16 protein-coding genes and 4 pseudogenes are annotated in these 21894 nt (G+C 57.1%); 13 read left to right on the forward strand and 7 right to left on the reverse strand.

Features of this window, described 5'->3' with window-relative positions:
• Positions 1-8 precede the first annotated feature (8 nt).
• Positions 9-2195, reverse strand: a complete 2187-nt coding sequence (locus P0D84_RS44445) for a GAF domain-containing sensor histidine kinase (RefSeq protein WP_408349389.1) — start codon at positions 2193-2195, stop codon at positions 9-11.
• Between the two features lie 164 nt (positions 2196-2359).
• Between P0D84_RS44445 and P0D84_RS44450 the strand changes: the two genes are divergently transcribed.
• The 4 genes from P0D84_RS44450 to tnpC all read left to right on the forward strand — a co-directional run bounded on the left by P0D84_RS44450 (position 2360) and on the right by tnpC (position 5554).
• Positions 2360-2995: an MEDS domain-containing protein gene (locus P0D84_RS44450; RefSeq protein WP_408349392.1), complete on the forward strand. Its 636-nt coding sequence runs from the start codon at positions 2360-2362 to the stop codon at positions 2993-2995.
• Between the two features lie 832 nt (positions 2996-3827).
• On the forward strand, positions 3828-4229 hold the full coding sequence (gene tnpA / locus P0D84_RS44455) for an IS66-like element accessory protein TnpA (protein WP_408348807.1): 402 nt from the start codon (positions 3828-3830) through the stop codon (positions 4227-4229).
• Positions 4226-4570, forward strand: a complete 345-nt coding sequence (gene tnpB, locus P0D84_RS44460; RefSeq protein ID WP_074294021.1) for an IS66 family insertion sequence element accessory protein TnpB — start codon at positions 4226-4228, stop codon at positions 4568-4570. The genes tnpA and tnpB overlap by 4 nt, the downstream gene beginning before the upstream one ends.
• 30 nt (positions 4571-4600) lie before the next feature.
• Positions 4601-5554: an IS66 family transposase gene (gene tnpC / locus P0D84_RS44465; RefSeq protein WP_494478249.1), complete on the forward strand. Its 954-nt coding sequence runs from the start codon at positions 4601-4603 to the stop codon at positions 5552-5554.
• Positions 5555-6051: 497 nt separating this feature from the next.
• Here tnpC and P0D84_RS44470 read toward each other — a convergent pair whose 3' ends face one another.
• From P0D84_RS44470 to P0D84_RS44480, 3 genes are read right to left on the reverse strand one after another with little or no spacing between them, the layout of a single operon-like run.
• Positions 6052-7059 (reverse strand): tyrosine-type recombinase/integrase, encoded by a 1008-nt coding sequence (locus P0D84_RS44470; RefSeq protein WP_408339057.1) that lies wholly within the window; start codon positions 7057-7059, stop codon positions 6052-6054.
• Positions 7052-8014 carry a tyrosine-type recombinase/integrase gene (locus tag P0D84_RS44475; RefSeq protein ID WP_408339055.1) on the reverse strand — a complete coding sequence of 321 codons (963 nt, stop codon included), beginning with the start codon at positions 8012-8014 and terminating at the stop codon, positions 7052-7054. Before P0D84_RS44475 ends, P0D84_RS44470 begins: the two co-directional genes overlap by 8 nt.
• Positions 8011-8991, reverse strand: coding sequence for a tyrosine-type recombinase/integrase (locus tag P0D84_RS44480; RefSeq protein ID WP_408339053.1), 981 nt, complete (start codon positions 8989-8991; stop codon positions 8011-8013). The genes P0D84_RS44475 and P0D84_RS44480 overlap by 4 nt, the downstream gene beginning before the upstream one ends.
• A 459-nt stretch (positions 8992-9450) precedes the next feature.
• Between P0D84_RS44480 and P0D84_RS44485 the strand changes: the two are divergent.
• Together P0D84_RS44485 and P0D84_RS44490 are read left to right on the forward strand one after the other, a co-directional pair.
• A pseudogene (locus P0D84_RS44485) lies at positions 9451-9678 on the forward strand (transposase domain-containing protein); the annotation flags it as partial.
• A complete protein-coding gene (locus P0D84_RS44490) occupies positions 9599-9973 on the forward strand; it encodes a Rid family hydrolase (RefSeq protein ID WP_408349859.1) in 375 nt (124 codons plus the stop codon). The pseudogene P0D84_RS44485 and the gene P0D84_RS44490, both read left to right, overlap by 80 nt.
• Before the next feature lie 318 nt (positions 9974-10291).
• Here the strand turns inward: P0D84_RS44490 and P0D84_RS44495 are convergent, their stop codons facing one another.
• Entirely contained in the window at positions 10292-11176 is an 885-nt protein-coding gene (locus tag P0D84_RS44495) for an IclR family transcriptional regulator (protein ID WP_408349395.1), read from the reverse strand.
• Positions 11177-11593: 417 nt separating this feature from the next.
• Here P0D84_RS44495 and P0D84_RS44500 point away from each other — a divergent pair.
• The 4 genes and pseudogenes from P0D84_RS44500 to P0D84_RS44515 form a co-directional block, all read left to right on the forward strand.
• Positions 11594-11779, forward strand: a pseudogene (locus tag P0D84_RS44500) (bacterioferritin-associated ferredoxin); the annotation flags it as partial.
• Positions 11773-12038, forward strand: a pseudogene (locus P0D84_RS44505) (NAD(P)/FAD-dependent oxidoreductase); the annotation flags it as partial. The pseudogenes P0D84_RS44500 and P0D84_RS44505, both read left to right, overlap by 7 nt.
• Complete coding sequence (locus tag P0D84_RS44510; protein ID WP_408349398.1) at positions 12025-13695, forward strand: ABC transporter substrate-binding protein; 1671 nt, start codon at positions 12025-12027, stop codon at positions 13693-13695. The pseudogene P0D84_RS44505 and the gene P0D84_RS44510, both read left to right, overlap by 14 nt.
• A 413-nt stretch (positions 13696-14108) precedes the next feature.
• The gene (locus P0D84_RS44515; protein ID WP_408349401.1) at positions 14109-15434 is read left to right on the forward strand and encodes an MmgE/PrpD family protein; all 1326 of its coding nucleotides are present in this window, start codon (positions 14109-14111) and stop codon (positions 15432-15434) included.
• 130 nt (positions 15435-15564) lie between these two features.
• Here the strand turns inward: P0D84_RS44515 and P0D84_RS44520 are convergent, their stop codons facing one another.
• Positions 15565-17076, reverse strand: coding sequence for a CoA-acylating methylmalonate-semialdehyde dehydrogenase (locus P0D84_RS44520; RefSeq protein WP_408349404.1), 1512 nt, complete (start codon positions 17074-17076; stop codon positions 15565-15567).
• Between the two features lie 106 nt (positions 17077-17182).
• Between P0D84_RS44520 and P0D84_RS44525 the strand changes: the two are divergent.
• The 3 genes and pseudogenes from P0D84_RS44525 (at position 17183) to P0D84_RS44535 (ending at position 20629) form a co-directional block, all read left to right on the forward strand.
• Positions 17183-18129 (forward strand): annotated as a pseudogene (locus P0D84_RS44525) (LysR family transcriptional regulator).
• Positions 18130-19170: 1041 nt separating this feature from the next.
• The gene (locus tag P0D84_RS44530; RefSeq protein ID WP_408349407.1) at positions 19171-19599 is read left to right on the forward strand and encodes a Rid family hydrolase; all 429 of its coding nucleotides are present in this window, start codon (positions 19171-19173) and stop codon (positions 19597-19599) included.
• A gap of 139 nt (positions 19600-19738) precedes the next feature.
• Entirely contained in the window at positions 19739-20629 is an 891-nt protein-coding gene (locus P0D84_RS44535) for a DeoR/GlpR family DNA-binding transcription regulator (RefSeq protein ID WP_408349410.1), read from the forward strand.
• A 268-nt stretch (positions 20630-20897) separates the two neighbouring features.
• Here the strand turns inward: P0D84_RS44535 and P0D84_RS44540 are convergent, their stop codons facing one another.
• On the reverse strand, positions 20898-21782 hold the full coding sequence (locus P0D84_RS44540; protein WP_408349862.1) for an IclR family transcriptional regulator: 885 nt from the start codon (positions 21780-21782) through the stop codon (positions 20898-20900).
• Positions 21783-21894: the final 112 nt, after the last annotated feature.

Raw genomic sequence — 21894 nt, forward strand, 5'->3', positions numbered from 1 at the left:
GTGCTTTTTCAGGAGGTGCTATTCGTGGCAGGCACAGTGAATTGAAAGGTGACGCCACGCGGCAGATTTTCGTTCACCCACACTCGTCCGCCATGCGCTTCGATGATCGAATGGCAAATCGAAAGTCCAATCCCCAAGCCGGTGGGCTTCGTTGTGTAGAAGGGGCTAAAGACGCGTTCCGCTACGGCCGGCGCCAAGCCCGGCCCCGAATCGCGCACCGCGACGAGTACGCCGTCTGTCCCGGCGTTCCGGGTGCTGATTAGCACCTCTCGCGTGCCGTCGCTGACGTCGCTCATTGCCTCGAACGCGTTCATGATCAAGTTAAGAAGCACTTGTTGCAGTTGCACCCGATCACCCTCGATGAGCGGCAAGCCATTCGCGATCTCCGTTTGTACTGCGATGCCATTCTTTACTGCTTCCCCGCGGGTAAGCTCGATCACCTCGCGGACTGCCTCATTGATGTCCACCCCTTCCATCCGGGAGGGCGCTTTCTTGACGATACCTCGAATCCGGCCGAGAACGGCCCCCGCTCGATAGCCATCCTTGACGACGCGTTCGAGCGCCTGCCGCACTTCCTCCAAATCCGGCGGCTCTGCATCCAGCCAACGCAGGGCGGCCTGGGCGCCGATGACCGCCGCGCTGATGGGCTGGTTGACCTCATGGGCGATCGAGGCGATGAGCTGGCCCATGGTGGCAACGCGGTTCGCGTGCGCCAGTTCCATCTGCGCGTCGCGCAAAGCCTCCTCGGCTCGCTTGCGCTCAGTCAGATCGAGCACGAACGTAACACCTTGATGCCCGGCTTCTTCGACGCTCGCCACACCGATCATGACTGGCACCCGGGTGCCGTCTTTGCGGAAATATTCTTTCTCGAACGGTGGCAGGATCCCGGTCCTCATCAGTTCCGGCAGCCATTGTCGGGTGTCGCGGTCGAGCCATTCCGGCGGCGTCAGATCCGTCCAGCGGATACGGCCTGAGATGAGATCCTCACGGTCGTACCCCACCATATGAAGAAATGCGTCATTGGCCTCGATGACCCGACCTTCGAGAGCAAAGATGAAGATCCCCACAATGTTGGCGTCGACCAGACGCCGGATTTTGGCTTCGCGTTCGGCCAGATCGCGATACAAACGGGCATTCTCCAGCGCGATCGCCGCCTGCGACGCCAATAGCCTCAGCACCGCGAGGCGGGCTGGCGCGAAGACGCGGGGGGCAAGATTGTTCTCCAGGTAGAGCACCCCGACCAGCTCGCCCCGGTTGATCAGCGGCAGGCACAGCGCGGAGCGGACCCGACATTGCTGGATGTAGGGATCGGAGCCGAACGAACCGTCATTCACCGCGTCATCAAGAATCACGCTTTCCCGGGTGCGCAAGACGTAGTGAAGCATGGATTGTGGCAGCATCGTCGCTGTCACGGACTCGTCGCCCACTTGCACAAAGACCCTGTCGCCATTGATCGACGCTTGCGCTTTGATCGTTGGTTCCTCGCCACTCGCCAGTAGCAGAAGGCCGCGATCCGCGCCCGCCTGCTCCATCGCTGTGCGCATGAGCGTGTCGAGCAGCTTGTCCTGCACGATCTCGCCCGAGAGCGCTTGCGAGACCTTGAACGTCCGACTCAATTCCGCGGTCCGTTCCGCAACCTTTATCTCAAGGTCATCGCGGGCCTGCTGCAACGCCTCCTCAGCGCGCCTCCGCTCAACGATCAGGCGCGCGTTCTGACACGCAGTTGCGGCATGATTTGCCGCGACGGAAACCAGCAGTTGATCGATGTCGTCGGGAAAACCGGCGCGATAACGTGCCGCGACAACCAGACCACCCTCGGAATTACCACCGATGGGAATGACGATACCGTGCCCCTCATGGGCATCTCCGCCAATGTCCGAGAAGATTTTACGAGGGGGAAACCGGCCGCCCTCGGTGAGGTGGCGCTGCAGCCATTTGGGAAACTCCGGCCATGCGTTTCCTCGCGTGACTTCGATCGCGACATTGTCTCTAGGATCGAGTAATCGGACAAAAACAAAATCAAGACGCAACGACCGGACGAGTACGTCCGCAAATTCTGCAGCGATCGCCTGCGGTTCCCTGCCTACCCAAGCGGCTGGGACGGCGGAAATGGCTACCAGATCCCTGAGCGCAGTTCGCAACCGTGATGTCTCATCGTGCACATCTGCCCCCACTTGCTTCACGTCTTGCGCCACAGTCTGTCGCTCCCGCGCATATCTTGGATCAGGCCTGTACCTGGAGTAGAGTATAAAAGGATTCTCGTAGATTCTTCTGTAGGCCGTTTCGGTGGGTAAAAAACGCAGAACATACCTGAACAACGCTGTGACAAGCCCGGCCGGACTGCGGTAGGAGTAGAAACGTGACTGATACGACGAAAAGGGATCCGTGTGTGCATCTCGCCGGAAAAATGCTCACGGAAAGGCGTCACGCCTGCGCATTCTTCAACTCGCGCGCGGAAGAGTATCGCGTCTTACTGCCCTTCATCAAGGAAACGATGGACCAGGACGAAAGATCAATCTTCATTCTGGATCCTGAGTATCGGGCAGAACATCTTCGTTGGCTGGAGCAGTCAGGCATCGACGCCGTCGCGCTCCGTCAGCGTGGTCAAATCGAGATTCGCTCGTGGGAGGAAGCCTATCTGCGTGGTGGGCGTTTCAATCCCGATGCCATGCTCAGCTTGATCGACGGGCTCTATGCCGCCAGCAATGTGGATGGTTTCTCCCATGCTCGCCTCTGGGCGAGCATGGAGTGGGCGCTGCAGGATCGGCCGGGCGTCACCGACCTCATCGAGTATGAAGCACGGCTGAATTACCTCCTGCCAAAGTACGATCACATTACTGTCTGCGTCTATGATCTCGCGAAATTTAGCGCCGGTGTGATCATGGATGTGGTTCGTACGCACCCGCTGGTGATCATTGGTGGGAATCTCCAGGAAAATCCGTTCTTTGTGCCTCCCGATGAATTCCTGCGTGAATTGCAGAGCCGTTTGCCATAGATTGTTCCAGTGATTACGACTTGACCGGCGGGAGCCGGTCGGTTGAATATTGCCGGGGCTTCCTGGACACGTCGCTAATACTCACCGTTCAGAAGGTTCAGCAGCGAGAGCTCCACGGTACGCGAGCGGACCCATCTCTATCTGTTTGCCATCGTCCTGTGCGGGCGTGAATTGATGGTGATGTCGCTTTGGCGGTCTCCGTATTTATACACGATTTGCGCCAAGTTTCGGGGTAGGAGGACGCGGCCGCCTCCCGACCAAATAGAGCAGTAGCAGGAAACGTCGACAGAACGCAGTCCGGCGCTGCAGCTTGGAGCTGAATGCTTCGAACCGATGCGCGCCTCGTGGCCGCACAAGCGCGATCGGCTTGACCAGCGGAAGGGACGATTCCGTGAATCCACGCTTTCAAGAGGGGATTCGAAGTGTAGGAGGCGAATTGACAAATTTAATACGCATATATGCGAATTGACACTTTAGCGCCGCTCAGTTGGACGTTAAAATGTCAACCTCCACGCGATTTTCCACGCCGGCGCAATGCCTGGTAGTGACAGACTTGCTTCGCTCTACGCCAAGGAGTGTTTTAAATGGCAGATCTGCAAGTACAAAAGTTGAAGTCCGGCAGCTTGCACGAAGACAAAACAACGACTCACGGGCGGTCGTTGTACAAGACTGGATTTTTGTGTCCGATACAGCAGGCCGCAATTATCAAACTCGTGAGATGTCGACCGATATCAGGAGGAGCATTGTAAGCGGCTCGTCCCCACCGTCGTAGGCGGTTGCTGCGATACACAGCAAAGTGATGTCCATCATTTCCGATTTGATGGACACCACTTTGTCAGAATCTCCAGAGAAGAAGCATGGAAGTCGAGCAGGCCGTCCGAATTACCCACGGGAGCTTCGGGACCGGCTGGCGGCAGCAGCGTGTGAGCCGGGCGTCTCGGTCGCGAGACTGGCCCGTGAGAATGGCATCAACGCGAACATGTTGTACACCTGGCGGCGGCGATATCTTGCCGAGCAGCAAGCTCCGTCCACCGGCCTGCTCCCCGTCGTACTGCTGTGTGACGCGCCGACGCAGGTCGTTGCGTCCTCTTCGGGGGGGCCGCAAGCGCCAGATATGAAGCCAGCGTCGCGTGGGGGCACGATCGAGATCCGCATCGGCCGTGCGGTGATTAAGGTAGACGGCCTGGTCGACGCGGACATGCTGCGGACTGTGCTGGGCAGTCTGCGATCATGATCTCTCTGCCGGTTGGTACGCGCATCTGGATCGCTGCGGGCGTGACCGACATGCGATGTGGGTTCCAGGGGCTGGCCGCAAAGGTACAAACGGCGCTTGAAGAGAATCCACTGGGCGGCAACGTCTACATCTTCCGGGGCCGCCGGGGCGACCTCGTAAAAATCCTCTGGGCAACGGAGGACGGAATCTGGCTTCTCGCGAAGCGGCTTGAGCGGGGTCGTTTTATCTGGCCCCAGGCCGACGGCGGGAAGGTCCATCTGAGTTCAGCACAACTGTCGATGCTTCTCGAGGGCATCGATTGGCGACAGCCCCGTCGTACCGCCGCGTTATCGATGTTGTAAACCGCGCCGCAGACTCGTAAACTACGGCGTATGTCGAACGGCGCCGATCTTCCAGACGATGTCGAATTGTTGAAGGCCTTGCTGGTCGAGGCCAGTAGTCTGCTTGCTGAACGCGATGTCGAGATCGAGCAGCTTAAGGCGCAGATCGACAAACTTCGGCGCATGCAGTTCGGCCGCAAGTCCGAACAGTTGCAGCGGCAGATCGAGACCCTCGAGACCCAACTCGAGGATCTGGCCGCCGGACGCGGCGTTGCAGACGTGGAGCGTGCGCAAGCTCGAGACGCAAACGCTTCCTCCTCCAATGCACCGACGGACGAAGCGGCTTCGAGGCAAGCACTGGCTGCGCACCTCGCGCGTGAGGATCATGTGCTCGAGCCCGAATCGAGTTGCCCGGACTGCGGTCAACAGATGCAGGTGCTCGGTGAGGACGTGTCCGAGCAACTCGCCCGGGTCGCAGCGGCGTTCAAAGTCGTTCGCACGATCCGGCGCAAATTCGTTTGCCCATGCTGCAGCACCATCAGGCAGCCGCCGATGCCCGGCCTTCCGATCGAGCGGAGCATTGCCCATCCAAGCTTGCTGGCGGATATCCTCGTTTCGAAATACGCAGACCACCAGCCGTTGTACCGGCAATCGGCGATCGCGGCGCGCGACGGCGTGACGCTCGACCGGGCCAGCATGGGTCGCTGGGTCGGTCAATGCGAAGCGTTGTGCGCGCCGCTGATTGAGGCGCTGCGCCGCTATACGGTGTCCGCCGCCAAGCTGCATGCCGACGACACGCCGATCCCGGTGCTCTCACCGGGCAACAGGAAGACCCGCACCGGTCGGCTATGGGTCTATGTGCGCGACGATCGTCGCTCGGGGTCGATGCAACCCGCTGCGGTATGGTTCGCATACTCGCCGAACAGACAGGGCATCCACCCTCAGACTCATCTCGCCGGCTTCAGGGGGACCCCGGCAAGCGGACGCTTACGCGGGCTTCGATGAGCTGTTCCTGGGTGGCTCCGTACTGGAAGCGGCATGTCATGCTCACGCGAGGAGAAAGTTCTACGACATCCATGTGCGCACGCCGTCCGACACGACGCAAAAAGCACTTGAATACATTGGCGCGCTATACGACATCGAGGCCTCCATTCGCGGCAAGCCTGCGGCCGAACGGCTACGAATACGGCAGGAGAAAGCCTGGCCACTGCTTCAAATCTATGAAGCGTGGCTCAAGGCCAAGCTCGAAACGTTGTCGTCGAAGTCCGACACTGCCAAGGCGATCAACTACTCGATTAACCAGTGGCGCGCCCTGACGCTATATTGCGAAGACGGCACGCTCGAGATCGACAATAACATCGCGGAAAACGCGCTGCGTTGTGTAAGCCTGGGTCGGAATAATGCGCAGTTGCAAATTATGCGGAGTTACTCATTGTCGAAGAGTGCCATGCGAGTCGCCGACGCGATCCGCAGGGATTCGCGGTTCGGCGAGCTACGCATAATTACAGCGACTCAAGGAACTGGAGGATGCGGTCCGGTGGTCGATAGCGACGGTTCTTCACTTCCGGTGGCTGAATCCTGCTCAGCGCTCGCTGCTTCATCGTCAGATCGGCTTCCATATAGCAGTGTGTTGTCGATGGGCTTTCGTGTCCCAGCCACAAGGCGATGACCGAGAGGTCGACGCCTGATTGAAGTAGATGCATGGCAGTCGCGTGACGAACCAGGTGCGGAGAAACACGCCGTTTGGCGAGTTGCGGACATTGGTCCTTCGCGCGCGTTACGGCAATTCTCATTCGATCGGCGACATTGGAGCGTGTCATCGCGTTTCCCGATCGATTTGGAAAGAGCCTCTGACTTGATGCATCCTGGATCTGCGGCAACCACCCCTTGATGAGCCTGGCCGTGGATCGCCATAAAGGCACCGTTCGTTCCTTGCGTCCTTTGCCAAGAATATGAACGAAGGGTGATGTACCCAGCACGACATCACTGACGCGTAGTGCCAGCATCTCCGAGACGCGCGCCCCCGTGTTATACATCGTTGCCAGCAGAACCCTGTCGCGTTGACCCGACCAGGTGTCCGGGTCAGGCGCCGTCAACAGTTGCTGAATCTCTTCGCGTGACAGGAATCCGACCATAGGTTTATCGCACCGCTTCATCGGCACGGAGAGTGCGCGCTGTATAACGGCCAACGACGCGACGTCACGGTGTGCCGCGTACTTCAAGAACGAGCGCAACGCTGCGAGTCGAACGTTGCGGGTCCGCGTGCTGTTGCGCCGCTCAACCTCGAGATGCCGCAGAAACGCCAAGATCAGCGGCGCATCCATGTCCGACAGCTTCAGATCAGTTGGGCACCTGGCAAGGCGATCCGATGCGAACTGAAGAAACAGACGAAACGAATCGCGGTAGCTCGATATCGTCTCCGGGCTCACCGCACGTTGCTGCATCAACCGTTCGACGAAGAAGTCCTGCAGGAGCGTCGCGAAGGAAGGAACTAGGCAGGCTTTAGTCATGACGTACCCCTTCGGCAAAGCACGCAAATTTCCGGCTCACGATTTCCATGAGATCGGGAACCGCAGTCAGATACCAGTAGGTATCGCTCGGCTTCACGTGCCCCAGATATGTCGACAGCGCAATCATCCGGTTGTCGACGTTCACGCCGTCCTGATACCACTTGAGGATGCACCGGCACACGAACGTGTGGCGAAGATCATGGATTCGAGGCAACGCGTGGTCACCCCGAGAAGTCCACGCGAGTTGCTCGCGAAGCCGACCGAACACCCAGTGCACCGTTCGGGCCTGCAACTTCCTGCCATCAAGATTCACAAAGAACGAATCGCACGGCTCTGCGGCGACGACCAGCGCACGGCGAGCAGCGTAACGCTTCATGGCCAGAGTTACGGTAGGATGCATCGGAATAAGGCGCGACTTGTGAAACTTCGTCTCGCGCACCGTGAGCGTGCCCTCAGCAAGATTCACGTCGTCTCGAGAGAGATTGATGGCTTCCGAGATACGCAAGCCGGTTGCCGCAATCAAACCAAACAGCGCTTCATATGTAAGCGGTATGATCGAACCGACGGGTAACATCGCCGCCGACGCCGTGAGGAGTTCGCCGAGTTCCTGCTCCGTGTAGATGTGCGGCGCCAGACGACGATGGGCCCGCCCGCACAAGTCGCGTCGCGGAACAACCGTATCGGGATAGAACTGCCTGAGGTACTTCGCGAAGGGGCGCACTACCTCGATCCGACGCGCCCAGGTAATGGACCTTTGGCTCGGTGTCGAGTGTGCCCAAGCAAGGGCCAGACTTTCGGTGATCGGACCGCGATCGTGCGCCGTATCCGCGAAGCGGGCGAAGTTCATCAGCACCTGCCCCGAGATCGCAAGGTCGAAGCCGAGACAGCGTCGCTCTGCGAGATACGTTTCCACCAGCGATACCATTGTGTGTGCCGATTTGACGGGACGCTTCATGATTTGCTCCCCGGCCAGGGAAGCGCCACGGCCTCCAGGCTTCGCAGGTCGATCTTCGTGTAGATCGCGGTGGTGTCGATGCTCTGATGGTGCAATACGTCAGCCACTTCCTTCAACGACGAGCCGGAACGAAGCAGCCGTCGGGCCACGCTGTGCCTCAGAAGATGGGTTCCAGATTGTTCAGTCCAGCCGCAGCGAACATATGCGGCATGCACGGCCTGATGGACGCGCCCGGTTCCCAACGGAACGTCGGCGGGTGCGTAATGCCGGACAAAGACAGCACGGGAGGTCGTCGTCTTCCTTCGGGCTAACCGGATATAGTCGGCGATCGCACGACCTGTTGGCTCGGGCAACGGAATGACGTAGCCCCGTCGCGATTTGGTGCGACGGATTTGCAGCGTGCCTTCGCGCCAGTTTAAATCGTCGAGTTGGATTTGCACGACTTCCGCAGCCCGCAACCCAAGATCAGCCAGACAGCGCGCCACTGCGTAATCACGTAAGCTGGACGCAGTCGCGCGATCGAAGGAGTTCAGGAACTGCTCAATCGCTGCATCCGAAAGCGTTTCAGGCAGCGCCGCCAACCTCCATCCAGCCACGTTCGGTACTGCCGCGATCAGCTCTTCGACCTGGTCGTTATATTGCATGGTCCTGAATCGCAGATAACTGCGCAACGTCACGCCCGCTACGTGAGCGGCTCCAGCATTGCACCCGTCAGGGTAGCGCGTAACGAAACGACGGATATCCCGAATCGTTAGCTGCTCCATGTCGATGTGTTTGCGACCAAAGCGCTGACGCAAGAAATCGCGAATGATTCGACCACGCTGATATCGCGTGCATTCGGCTAGGCCGCAAACGTCCTTGAGGTGGTCAGTAAAGCGACACACCTCCTGTTGCACCGAATCCGGTTCTGCCTGCAGAAACCGAGGGACACCGCACGCGCCCAACACGACCAGCAAATGCCGAAGTGCAGCACTCACGTCTGTCCGACACCTCGGAATCGGATCTGGGCAGGTACATCGCCGCAAATGGTCGTTCACGAACCTGCAGACAAGTCGATCGTCGACACTTGCTACGGCTATACGGTGCGTTGTAAGCCAATACGCAAAGTGCGCGGCGCACCTCACGTAGCGGTTGACGGTGCCGGCCGCGTAGCCGGTATCAACGAGATATTCGCAGTAGCGCTCTGCGAAAGGAGAAAGGACGCTGCGCCACAACCACGCCTGAGGCTGCGGTCGAAGAGGAACCAAGCCGATCATGATGATTCTCCTGAATGGGTAACAACCCAAACAGGAAAGCATCTTTTTTATGTGCAGTTTGCTGCAAGCCACAGATCCCTGCAAGGCGCGTCGCACTGGCGCTCGTGACGAGCCGTACGATGCAAACTCCGCATAATTTGCGGCTGCGCATTATTTCTGCAATGCAATTATGTGCATTGCAGAAAGAATTTCCTGTTTGCCGGTTCCGACAGCGGCGGTGAACGGGCCGCCGCAATGTACGCGCTGATCGGGACTTGCGCACTGAACGACATCGATCCGCGCGCCTATCTGAACTATGTGCTAACTCACATCGCTGACCATAAAATCAATCGCATCGACGAGCTTCTGCCGTGGCGCGTGGCCGACAAGCTGCACACGCCAGCCAGTCCTCCGACACCCGCTACCTGACAGTCCAAGTCCGGATCACCATCATGCCTCACGTGCACGCGCGTGGACGAACGGCCCACGTGAACCGCTTACAGAGCAGACGCGCCAGTGCTTTGCGAACATTGAGGGTGCTTTGAAAGCAGTCCAGTCAAGCCTCGCCGACGTCGTGCGGCTGCGTATTGCCTTGCCGAAGCTCGAACAGAAGGCAGCAGTAATTGCAGTCGTCGCAGAAAAATTCGCTGGAGTCGATCCTGCCAGGCACAGTGACTGCGACACCCCTTTGCAGCCTCCAAATACCTCGTCGAAATCGAAGTGACTGCTTTCCGCGGTGCGGGCGCCGCGGAAGCAGAAAAATTGCGGATAAACCTTTAACCTTGCTCTGATCTACGGTATTCACTGATCAACCTGAATCGTGCGCGATGACCGGCGGCCGTTCCATCTCCGAGCGGCTGCATGAGATATAGCGGTATGGCGTCACGTCAAACATAACTTAGTCGAGGTTAGTTTGCTACTTGGAACGCTGCTGGCGGTGTCTGGTGGCATTTAAAGCATACGCTCAATGGGAGCAGGCACTTTGATTAACCTCTCGCAAATAATTCTCGATTTTCTTTCGTAAAGCGGATCGAGACCACCATTAGGTCGAATGCATCCGCACCTCTTCTGGCTGAATCTTTCTTCGGGCTCCGCCGTGCAGCGAACGGCGCACTGCCGTGTCAAATGGATTAGTGCGAGGACCAATTTTATCCGCGTGCCGACGCAGCAAATCAACCACCACTGGCAAGCGGTCGTCATCAAGCCGGGTGGCAAGCGTACCAATACTTAACGCGGCAACAGCATGGCCCGAACGGTCGAGTATCGGTACGGCAACCCCTGCCATTCCTTCCAGCAACCCGGTATTTCTGCCCGCGTAACCAAGTGATCGGGTCCGTTCGATCTCCGTGCGCAGGTAAACTTCGTCCAGCATGCCATAGGCGCGCAACCGCGGGACGTTGTAGCGAATAATCTCCTCCCTTTCGTCTTCTGGCAGGAAGGCAAGTATCGCCAGACTTCCTTGCCCCACCCCGAGCGCTACCCGGCCGCCAATGTCGCCAGTGAACGTGCGAATTGGGAAGGGACCTTCGCACATATCGAGACAAACTGCGTCAAAGCTACTCCTCGCCATGAGGAATATGGATTCTCCAAGACTCGAACACAGCTGCAGCAATGCAGCTCGGCATAGGTCGCGGATCCCGTTTGGATTCCCGGCCTGAGCCGCCAACGCGAAAAATTCTACGCTGAGCCGATATAGCTTTGTGCCAGCGTCTTGCTCGACAATGCCCTCCTCAGTAAGCGCTCGCAATAAACGATGGACCGTGGGCTGACTAAGCCCGATCACCTTCCCTAGATGCGTCACTCGACAGCCATCCGGTTGAGCTGACCCAATCGCGCGAATGATCGCAAAAGTACGCTGTATCACGCCGACACCCGGTGTCGCCGAAGCATCAACAGGATCCGGCGCCACTCCTTGCAATGATTTCATCTGATTTCCTCTTATAGCTTCATCAACACTTGCCATACGTCGGTGTTTCTGCGCACATCGTACACTACCAGATATCGGCCTGAACATCCATCTGTTGAATTACTGTACTATACAATATTACATTCATTCCATTATACGGATGCTGTCATGAAATTACGACTTTTGATGAAATTCCTGATTGACGATGGTGAATTGGCTACCTACAGTCTTTCTCAACGAGGATACGATCTGGCCTCGAATGTCATTTGATGATTAAAAGCAGGAATGTACGTGAGCAAAGCGGTCCTTGAAACGGGATAGCCTGGCCGTGATGTCGAGGGAACGAAGACGTCGTACCGACGGCAGTACAGATCGTAGTACGAAATACCGGTGAGCGACCGTTGCGCGACCTCAATTCGAGACGACACCAATTAATTTTTGCGTCAATGCATTCGTCGAGGCGAGGCCTCGGAACTGAACCGATTGAAAGCCCTAACTCGTGTCGACATAGGCCGATGGCAGGGTCGCGTGTGTGGTGAAGCCCCTATGGCTCTGTTCGCACAGGAATTGGGGCGGACGCCGGAAGACGTGAGTAGATTGCGGAGCCAGTCGCCCATCAAACCTGGAGCGGAGTCGAAGGCAAGACGCCTGACAGCAACCTGATCATTGGCTCACGCAAGACGACCCGTGTCTCTTACATGCCTCCGGCTTCTCGGGCGGTGGCTTCCTTCTCGCTCCAGGCGTCGGTGAAGTGTTGGCAGACCTAATCTGCGATGGAGAGACCTCAACGCCGCTGTCGACCTTCTCAGTTGATCGCTTTATAAAAAACATCTTCACAGCAACTCGCAAATCACCATTAGGAACTCGCGATGGAAATGTCTAAAGTATTTGCTGCGTGCGCCGCCACCGCTGGCGCAAATGCCGCGCCGGCCGCTCTGCGTAAGCTCGACCTTCTAAGCGGGGGCCAACGTAGGTTTGCATGGAAATGGTTAGCAGCCGTGCTGACGCTGGCTTCGGCAAGTTTTATCTCGAGCGGCGCTTTGGCGCAGACAGATCAACGCCCGATTATCCGCGTAAGCTCGGGCGCACCGGATGTACTGACACTGGATCCAGACAGGGCAACGTCGACCGGCGATCTCGGAATGGTCGCAGAAATTTATAGCGGTCTTGTACGCTTTGCGCCAGGCAGTGCTGACCCAAAAACGCTGGAGCCTGATCTCGCGTCAAGCTGGGAGGTATCGAGCGACAAAAAAATCTGGACGTTCTATCTTCGCCATGGCGTCAAGTTTCACGGAGACTGGGGCGAGTTGACCTCAGCGGACGTAGTCTATTCGCTCCAGCGCGCAGCTGATCCATCGAAGTCGAGCTTTGCAGCGAACTACGCCGTTATCGATAAGGTCGAAGCGACGGATCCTTACACGGTGCGCATCACATTGAAGTACTCCGACGAGGACTTCCTGGGGCGTGTCTCCAATTATCACGCCGGCTTCATCATCAGCATGAAAGCTGCCGAGAAATACGGCAGCCAATTTGGGAATCATCCAGTCGGTACTGGACCATTCGAATTTCAAGAGCATGTCACACAGCAGTATGTAAAGTTGGTGGCAAACGAATCATACTTCCGGGGCAAGCCGAAGCTCGCGGGTATCACGTACCGCATGATCCCCGCGGACAGCGATCGTGAATTGGCGTTCACTTCCGGCGAACTTGATGTCGTCTACGGCGAACGTGAACAACGCTGGGTGGAGCGAGCCCGCAAACGTAGCGGCACAAATGTTGACATTTTCAGGCCAGGCGAATTTAGCAGCTTGTTTCTCAATATCCGAAAGCCACCGCTTGACAACATCAAGGTGCGAAAAGCGTTGGCGGAATCGATCAACCTTGACGAAATGGTTCGTTTCGTCGGCGCAGACGTAGCGACCAAAGGCTGCTCAGCAGTGCCGCCGGGATATCTGGGTGCCGATTGCGCGGCTGGTGCATACCCATATAACGTCGCCGACGCAAAGAAATTATTGACTGAGGCTGGGTACCCGAATGGTGTCACTATCAAATCGATCGTTTCTAATCTCTCGGGTTTGCAGTCCTCGATGGAAATCGTACAGTCCCAACTTGCGAAGGCTGGTATCAAGCTCGACATGACCGTCGTGGATCATTCAACCTATCAGGCGCAAAGCCGGAAAGACATGAGCGCGCTCGTTTTATATAGTGCGGCGCGCTTTCCTAACGCCGACACCTGGTTGACTGAATTTTACGACTCCAGGTCTACGGTGAACACGCCCACCGCAATGTCGAACTTTTCTCACTGTTCGGTCGCTGACTCAGACATCCGTGCTGCCCGCGTAGAGCCGGACCCTGCCAGGCAATTGGCCTACTGGAAAAGTGCTCAGCAAAAAATCCACGACGAGATCTGCTCGGTACCGCTATTTGACCAGTTGCAAGTGTGGGTCCACAACGATCGGGTGGTTTACGGCTATGACCTGAAAGGTTCAATGAGCCTCGCGCCAATTATTACTGAGAAAACGTCGTTGAAAACCCAATAAGGTCGTTTTATGGAATGCGATGTTCTGCGCCTTTATTGCCCAGATCGGTGCACCGCCGTAACGAGGTAAAGACGTTGCACATGAACAAGGCTAACACGCTTCCATTTGACAAATATCGACATCTCGATGATTGCCCGACTGGATCATTTTATTGCGCTTGCCGGCGGCGCGTTTATCCGGTCGCCGTACCACCCAGACGCCGCGACCGTAAAGCGTCTTCAAAGCTACTTCCACGCCACCCTGAAGCCGCCGAAACCGCGAAATCACTGAAGGAGTGGTGCCTATCGCATCGTTGGCATAGAAGGACCCGCTATGCGCAAGACAAACAACGAGCCAAATAATGTGACGAATCTGCAACTCATGACACCAGACTCTTCCCAACTTGAAACCACAGCAACACAGAAGGAACACTAATGCACGCTATTGATGAACTTGCGGCGTTCGTGGTCGGTCATCCAGATGGTGGCTTGCCGGAGCAAGCTCGTGAAACTTGCTCTTTGCTGGTTACGGACCTCATCGGCGCCACAGCTGCCGGAATAAACTCGCAACTGGCTAAAGCTGCCCGGAGTGCAAGTGAACAGATCTTTGGACAAGGCCAGGTAGACGTCTGGTTAACTGGGCCCGCCCTCAGTATCGCCGGGGCCGCGATGGCGAATGCCGCAGCGGCGAGCGCTCTTGACATCGACGACGGCCACCGGGGGGCGGCCGGCCACGCGGGAGCCGGGATTATTCCTGCTGTTCTTGCGATTGGCCAAGCCCTCAACGTGCCGGACCAACGCATCTTCGACGCATTGGCTTTGGGCTACGATGTGGGCCTGCGTGTTGCCACTGCTCGCCCAACGCCAACAATAGAAACCTACGCGAGCGGCCGCTGGGTTAATTACGGCGTCGCTGCTGCCGTCGGCAGGATGCTTGGCCTGGATGCGCGCCAGCTTGCGCACGCGATGGGCATTGCTGGCGCCGAGGGGCCAATCGGGTATCCGTCGGGCAGTACGCAATATCTGGGCAGCACGGTCAAGGAAATGATTCCCCCCGCTGTGGTCGCCGGCCTGATCGCTGCATTTCGCGCCAAGGCTGGAGCGACAGGTCCGCGCGATCTCCTGGACCGGGACGACCATTTCAGACGTGCAGTGCTCACCGGTGGACTGGGCGAGAGCTGGTGGGTGCAGGATTGTTATCTCAAGCCATATGCGTGCTGTCGTTACATGCACGCGGCTGTAGATGGGATTTTGGCTTTACGGCAGCCAGGAAAACCGATCTTCAGCCTCCGGATCGAGACCTTCCAGCGTGGCCTGAAATTGTCAAACGAACGCGCTCCCCACACGCTGGAAGGCGGTCAATACAGCTACTATTTTAGCTGCGCTCTGGCAGCTCTTCGTGGCGCGTCCGCGTTGCAACCCGTCGATCCCATAAGCCTGCACGATCCTGAGGTACTGTCGCTGGCTGCTCGCATTGAACTTGCCGCACACTCGGATTTCGACGATGCGTTCCCCGAAAGCACGCCTTGTCGCGTCATCCTGGATCAAGGCGAGGGACCTCAAAGCTTAACGGTGCCTTTTCCTTTAGGGGACGTGGCTAACCCGATGACCCGGTCCCAGGTGACGGAAAAATTCCGACGCATTGCAACCGCCAATATCAGTGCGGATCGACAAGACGATATCTTGCTAGCACTTGACCGATTGACGACCGATGGCTTTAGCGAACTGTTTGCTGAACTAGGGGCGCGACCAAGTCGGTGATTGCACCAACAGTCGGGAACGCCTCTAGCCGGGACGTCACTGAAGATATCCCGGCCGGATACTCGCTATCGGGCGAAGCTTTTGATCGGCACGGCGCACACGAAGTAGCGACGTACCGCAAGGTCAAAAGTTACTTCGAAACAGGCATTGCGAACTCGGCACCCTTGCCGATGCTCTCGGGCCAACGCTGCATAATCGACTTTTGCTTCGTGTAAAAGCGCACACCTTCCTCGCCGTAGGCATGCATGTCGCCGAAGAGGCTACGCTTCCATCCACCGAAGCCGTGCCATGCCATCGGAACCGGAATCGGCACGTTGATACCGACCATGCCTACCTGAATCTGCCGGCCGAACTCACGTGCAACGTTGCCGTCACGCGTATAGCAGGCAACGCCATTACCGAATTCGTGATTGTTGACAAGTTCGACTGCTTCGGCGAAGTCTTTTACGCGTACGCACGCGAGGACCGGTCCGAAAATTTCTTCGCTGTAGATTCGCATCTCGGGAGTTACGTGGTCGAAAAGCGTGCCTCCCGTAAAGAAGCCTTCCTCACGTCCCTGCACCTTCAACCCACGCCCATCAACGACGAGCTCAGCGCCTTCCTCGACCCCGACCTGGATATACCCTTCAATACGTTCCAGTGCCTGCCTCGTCACAATCGGCCCCATCTCCGCGTCGGGCTCCATGCCGTCTTTAATCACCAGGCTCCGGGCGCGTTCGGCAAGGCGCGGAACGATTTTGTCGGCGATGTCGCCTACCAGCACAGCGACGGAGATTGCCATGCACCGCTCACCGGCCGAACCGTAGCCTGCGCCAATCAACCCATCGACGACCTGGTCAATGTCCGCGTCGGGCATGACGACCATATGATTCTTGGCGCCGCCCAAGGCCTGGACACGCTTGCCGTGCTTCGCGCCGGTCTCGTAGATGTAGCTTGCAATCGGCGTCGAGCCCACGAAGCTCAAAGCGCAAACGTCCGGATGATGCAGCAGCGCATCGACCACGGTCTTGTCACCCTGCACGACATTGAAGACGCCGTCGGGAAGGCCCGCTTCTTTAAGCAGTCGAGCCATGAAGATTGCCGCGGACGGGTCGCGCTCGCTCGGCTTCAGGATGAACGTGTTGCCAGCAGCGATTGCCACCGGAAACATCCAGCACGGAACCATGCAGGGAAAGTTGAAGGGGGTGATTCCTGCGACGACTCCGAGGGGCTGTCGGATCGTCCAGTTGTCCATACCGGTCGACACCTGCTCGGTGTAGTCGCCCTTCAGCAACTGCGGGATACCGCACGCAAACTCGATGATATCGATGCCACGGGCTACTTCGCCTTGTGCATCCGAAAAGACTTTGCCATGCTCGGCCGTAATGATTGCAGCGAGCTCGTCTTTACGCCGATTTATCAATTCGAGAAATCGGAGCATGACGCGAGCGCGACGGATAGGCGGAATGTTGGCCCACTTCGGGAAAGCAGCCTTCGCGGTCGCGACCGCTGCATCGACGTCAGCCTTCTCACCAAGCACGAGTTGTCGCGGTGACTTTCCCGTCGCGGGGTTGAAGACTGGCTGCGTACGGGTGCTGGCACCGCGCACGTCAGCGCCCCCAATGAAATGCACTACGTCGGCTGTATCCTGGTAATTCTGCATTTGACACCCTACGGATTGATTGTTTAGTGTTCGCAGTTTAGGGGCGTGAAACTGGGTCGAACAGCCGTAAATCCCAAACAAATTGTTTTCCCGGGTGAATAATCGCATGACTGGAATACAGAACGTGGAAGGTCTGTGGGTTCATCTACACTGGCTCATCGTGCTGGCTGAGCAGGGTTCGTATACGCGGGCAGCGGCGCGACTGAACGTCAGCAAAGCCGCCATGAGCCAGAAGATTGCCGAGTTGGAGAGGGTCGCCGGCATTGCGCTCGTCCAGCGAACAACCCGTAGCGTGAGGTTCACTGATGCAGGAGAAAGGCTCGTCGAAAGCACCCGTTCACAGTTCGAAGAGATTGCATCGAGCTTCTTGAATGTGCGAGAAATGGCCGGAGTGGCTCGCGGCCTGGTCAGAGTCACGGCGCCTGTTGCATTCGCCCGTCAGCAACTGGTGCCGAAGATGTCCCACTTCTTGCGGGAAAACCCCGAGGTCAAGGTCGAGCTCGAGGTCTCAGATCGACTGAGCTCAATCTCGACTGAGGGATTTGACCTGGCTATACGACACAGCGCTCAGGTGCCCGAGACGCATGTCGCGGTGAAGCTGTGCGAGACCAGGTCAGTGATTGTCGCGACCCGTGATTACCTGGAGCAACGCGGGCATCCCACACATCCCGCCGATTTGGCGCGACACGACTGCCTTTTTTATCCTCGCGCGCGGGGGCCACCGAATGGACCTTCCAACTGACCTCGGAGAAACGGGCGCCCGAGTCGATGCAGGTAGTTAAAGTGGACGGCCCATTCGCGGCGAACAACAGCGAGTCGCTTCGCGACGCTGCGCTGGACGGCCTTGGAATTGCGCTGCTTCCCGATTTCACCGCGCAGACAGCGGTGTTGGAGGGACGGTTGCAGATATTGCTTGAAGACTGGCGTCCAACAGGCGCGTTTGCCGACCAGCTTTTCGTGGTGAGGCCGTACGCCTCGCAGGTCCCGCGGGCTATAGGCCGATTTGTAGCTCATCTGCGCGACACATTCGTGGACGGCTTTCCGCTGAGCTGATGGTCTAAATCCCGCGCCTCCACGGCGCTCGATGGAGTCAAAGCTGGCGTACTGCCTCAGGACAAATACAAACGCGTTCAGGAGTTGCCACAGCAAGGTCATGTTGTCGCCATGGCGGGCGACGGTGTCGACGATGCGCCTGCTCCCGCTCAGGCCAACGTGGAAATTGCGATGGGCACCGGTACCGATGTGACTTGAACAAGCGCACGCGTGGCACTCCTAAAGGGAGACCTGCGCGGCATGCTCCATCTGCGCCTGGGCGGAATCCCATCAGGCGACTCCCGGTTGCCAGATAGGGAAGTAATGACATCCAGTTCTGAATCCAGCTGCAATGGCGTTCGATATCGTTGCTCGGTTTCGACGCAAGGTACAGATCGGGTGGTCTGGTCAGCTACTTGCGGACCATGAGCATCGGCTTGCTCGACATTGTCGTTAATGATCAGCCACTGTTCTGCTCCGTCACGGACGACCCAGAAGTCAGCTATTGGCTCCGTCACCGACGCGACAGCGTCTGCTTGGGAAGACGCTGAACGGGTGCAGAACAGGCTATCGCATTGCTGCAAGTCGGGACGACAGCAATGCTCCAACCCTAGTTCAATTTCCTGGAAAGTTGCAAGTTCAAGTCAATTTTGATTGATACGAGATGCAACCCGGAGCCCGGACGCTCCTTGACTGGCAAGGGCTTGCAGCCCGTCAGGGAGTTCTATGTCGAGTTCGATTGATATGAGCAAATCGATCACGTTCTATCACAAAATCGATACGAATGAGCAGCCGAGCGCACCATGTCACTTCAAAAAGCGTTACTTTTCAACGACAAAAGGTAAACTCCAAATATAAATGAGCACATGTGAGCTCGAAACCACTATCATTCAGTCATAGTCTCTCATCCAAGAAACTATCGCGAGCTTTGTTCGGACGCCCTCATAGGGGCCTTCCCCTTCACCGAAGAGGCTTGAGCAGCCGCTCCAGCTACGCGCGTCCGATAGCGAACCGCCGCTTTCATACAAAATTTTCCACAAACTTCCACCAGGAGTTCATCAAATGGCAGATCTGAAGGTTCAAAAATTGAAGTCTGGCAGCATCTTCGAAGACAAGAACAACTACTCACGGGCCGTGGTAGTACAAGACTGGGTTTTCGTGTCCAACACGGCAGGCCGCAACTACCAGACACGCGAGATGTCGTCCGATCCGACGGAACAGACACGTCAGTGCTTCGCAAACATTGAAGGTGCTTTGAAGGCGGTCGATTCAGGTCTCGCTGACGTGGTGCGTGTGCGCGTTGCCGTGCCAAAGCTTGAACATAAGGCTGCTGTGGTGGCGGTCGTCGCAGAAAAATTCCAGGGAATCGACCCTGCCAGCACCGTCACAGCGACACCCCTCGCAGGTCCAGATTATCTCGTCGAGATCGAAGTGACCGCTTATCGAGGTGCCGGCGCCGCCCAAACGGAAAGATTGCGGGTCACCCTATAGTGTGGCGCTGGCCGGCCGTATCAGCCGGTCAGCGTATTCCCAGGAATCGAGTACGTCTTCAATTGCCCGTCGGAGAGAGCAGGAGCACTTCGTGTATCTTTCCAAAATCACAGTTTAGTTTACCCCAGAGGTTACTCGAATGACGGAAAGCGACGCGAATGGCAAGAACAATACAGAAGAACCGCCTCCCGACATCCCGGAGGACATGATCCAGGCTGAGCGGCAACAGCGGATGGCAGATTGGTTCCAGTCTAACGTTGGCGCCTCGAATCAAGAACTTGCCCGCATCTTCAAAACGTCGGCGTCGACAATACGTCGAGACTTGGATGCTCTGGCGGTTCGCGGCGTGCTTCGAAGAACGCATGGAGGTGCGGTCCGCATCCGTCAGCGTTCGACATACGAGCCGAGCATAGATGAAGCGCGTGGCACAGCGGTTGAAGAAAAGCATGCGATCGCTGTTGAGGCTGCGACGCGCCTATCCGATGGGCAAAGCATTCTTATTGACACCGGCTCAACGATGCATCAATTTGCGCAGGTCGTTGCGGAACTCAATCTTTCATTAACAGTGGTCACGAGTGACCTTCTAGTTGCTAACCTGTTGACGCGAAAATCAAACGTGAAGCTCATTGTGCCCGGGGGGCAGTGCCGACCTCGCGCCTATACCCTCTTGGGGGAGCCCGGATTATCTTTCCTACGCGATATTCGGGTCGACCATTTTTATCTTTCGGCGCAAGCAGTTGACGAACATTGCGTATCTGACACTTTTCTAGATTTAGTGTCCCTCAAAAGAACAATGATCCGCGCAGCGAGCAAAACATTTCTGCTAATCGATAGTAGTCGATTTGCCGGGCGAGCATTTCACAACGTCGTCGACGTTACAGCTGTAGACGAAATCATTACTGATGATGGTCTGGCCGACCATGAGTTTCAGCAGTATTGCAATAACGGCGTCAAGGTGACCCGCGTCCCGCTCAATGGATCGCGCACGGTTCCCAGGACTGCAGATGACACATCTTCAAAGACCACTTGACCGGCGGCGCTCCAGCAATTCTCAATTGCGCTTTTCACCGCACCACTTATCCAGGAACAAGGGCAAAACGCTGAGTGCCGTCGTGCATTGTTGAGCGTTATCTATGCGCGCACGAAGAAGGACACGTTTAAAGACAGCTATTCTTTGCACGTCTGGCAGACTCGGTGACAAGCGCCGCTGGCGCACATTTACTTTTATTGGACGGCACGGCATTTTTGTATGATGCCAAAAAAGCAATGTCGTTCCAACAAATGATTCGACAAAGCGATCAAGTTGAGGTTATCTGCACCTCATCAGGCTGGATTTTTCTGCGTGACAAGCCGTGAAGCGAACGGCCCACGCCAACGTTAAACGGATTGGTCCGCGGGCCGATCTTGTCCGCATGGCGGCGCAGCAAATCAATCACCACCGGCAAGCGATCATTGTCAAGCCGCGTGGCAAGCGTACCGATGCTCAATGCAGCAATCGCGCGGCCCGAACGGTCCAGGATAGGCACTGCCGCCCCCGCCATGCCTTCCAGCAAACTGGAGTTGCGGCCCGCATAACCAAGTGACCGGGTCCGTTCGATCTCCGCGCGTAAGTACACCTCATCGAGTACCCCATAGGCGCGCAATCGAGGAACGTTGTAACGAATGATCTCTTCCCTCTCGTCTTCGGGAAGAAACGCGAGTATCGCCAAACTTCCCTGCCCCACCCCCAGCGCAACCCGTCCCCCGATGTCGCCCGTGAACGTGCGGATTGGAAAAGGCCCTTCGCACATGTCAAGACAGACTGCGTCAAAGTTACTCCTGACCAGCAGAAAAACAGTTTCCCCGAGACTGGAACAGAGTTGCAACAAAGAGGGCCTACAGAGTTCCCGCATCCCGTTCGGATTTCCAGCCTGAGCGGCCATTGCGAAAAATTCCACGCTTAACCGGTATCGCTTCGTGCCAGTGTCCTGTTCAACAATCCCCTCCTCGATAAGCGCACCCAGGAGGCGGTGGACCGTGGGCTGACTTAGCCTGAGCACCTTCGCGAGTTGGGTCACCCGACAACCGTCCGGTTGGGAGGACCCCAGTGTCCGAATAATCGCAAAGGATCTATGTATAACGCCGACGCCGGGCGTATCGGAGGAATCAACAGATCCCGGGGCCGCTCCTTCCGCAGATTTCATTTCATTGCCTTTAAGCATTTCATCACATTCCGCCGGTCGAACCGACAAGGTCTTGGCACATCTTACCTCAACAGCCTTTTCTTTTATCATCCACCTATCAAAATTATTCTGC

This window comes from Paraburkholderia sp. RL17-337-BIB-A, assembly GCF_046025895.1.
In the GTDB taxonomy this organism is placed as follows: domain Bacteria; phylum Pseudomonadota; class Gammaproteobacteria; order Burkholderiales; family Burkholderiaceae; genus Paraburkholderia; species Paraburkholderia fungorum_C.

Coding starts and splice junctions, on each gene's coding strand:
- P0D84_RS44475 (WP_408339055.1), bottom strand. CDS start 8,014: ATGAAGCGTCCCGTCAAATCGGCACACACAATGGTATCGCTGGTGGAA.
- P0D84_RS44520 (WP_408349404.1), bottom strand. CDS start 17,076: ATGCAGAATTACCAGGATACAGCCGACGTAGTGCATTTCATTGGGGGC.
- P0D84_RS44535 (WP_408349410.1), top strand. CDS start 19,739: ATGACGGAAAGCGACGCGAATGGCAAGAACAATACAGAAGAACCGCCT.
- P0D84_RS44515 (WP_408349401.1), top strand. CDS start 14,109: ATGCACGCTATTGATGAACTTGCGGCGTTCGTGGTCGGTCATCCAGAT.
- P0D84_RS44510 (WP_408349398.1), top strand. CDS start 12,025: ATGGAAATGTCTAAAGTATTTGCTGCGTGCGCCGCCACCGCTGGCGCA.
- tnpB (WP_074294021.1), top strand. CDS start 4,226: ATGATCTCTCTGCCGGTTGGTACGCGCATCTGGATCGCTGCGGGCGTG.
- P0D84_RS44540 (WP_408349862.1), bottom strand. CDS start 21,782: ATGAAATCTGCGGAAGGAGCGGCCCCGGGATCTGTTGATTCCTCCGAT.
- P0D84_RS44495 (WP_408349395.1), bottom strand. CDS start 11,176: ATGAAATCATTGCAAGGAGTGGCGCCGGATCCTGTTGATGCTTCGGCG.
- P0D84_RS44530 (WP_408349407.1), top strand. CDS start 19,171: ATGGCAGATCTGAAGGTTCAAAAATTGAAGTCTGGCAGCATCTTCGAA.
- tnpC (WP_494478249.1), top strand. CDS start 4,601: ATGTCGAACGGCGCCGATCTTCCAGACGATGTCGAATTGTTGAAGGCC.
- P0D84_RS44470 (WP_408339057.1), bottom strand. CDS start 7,059: ATGACTAAAGCCTGCCTAGTTCCTTCCTTCGCGACGCTCCTGCAGGAC.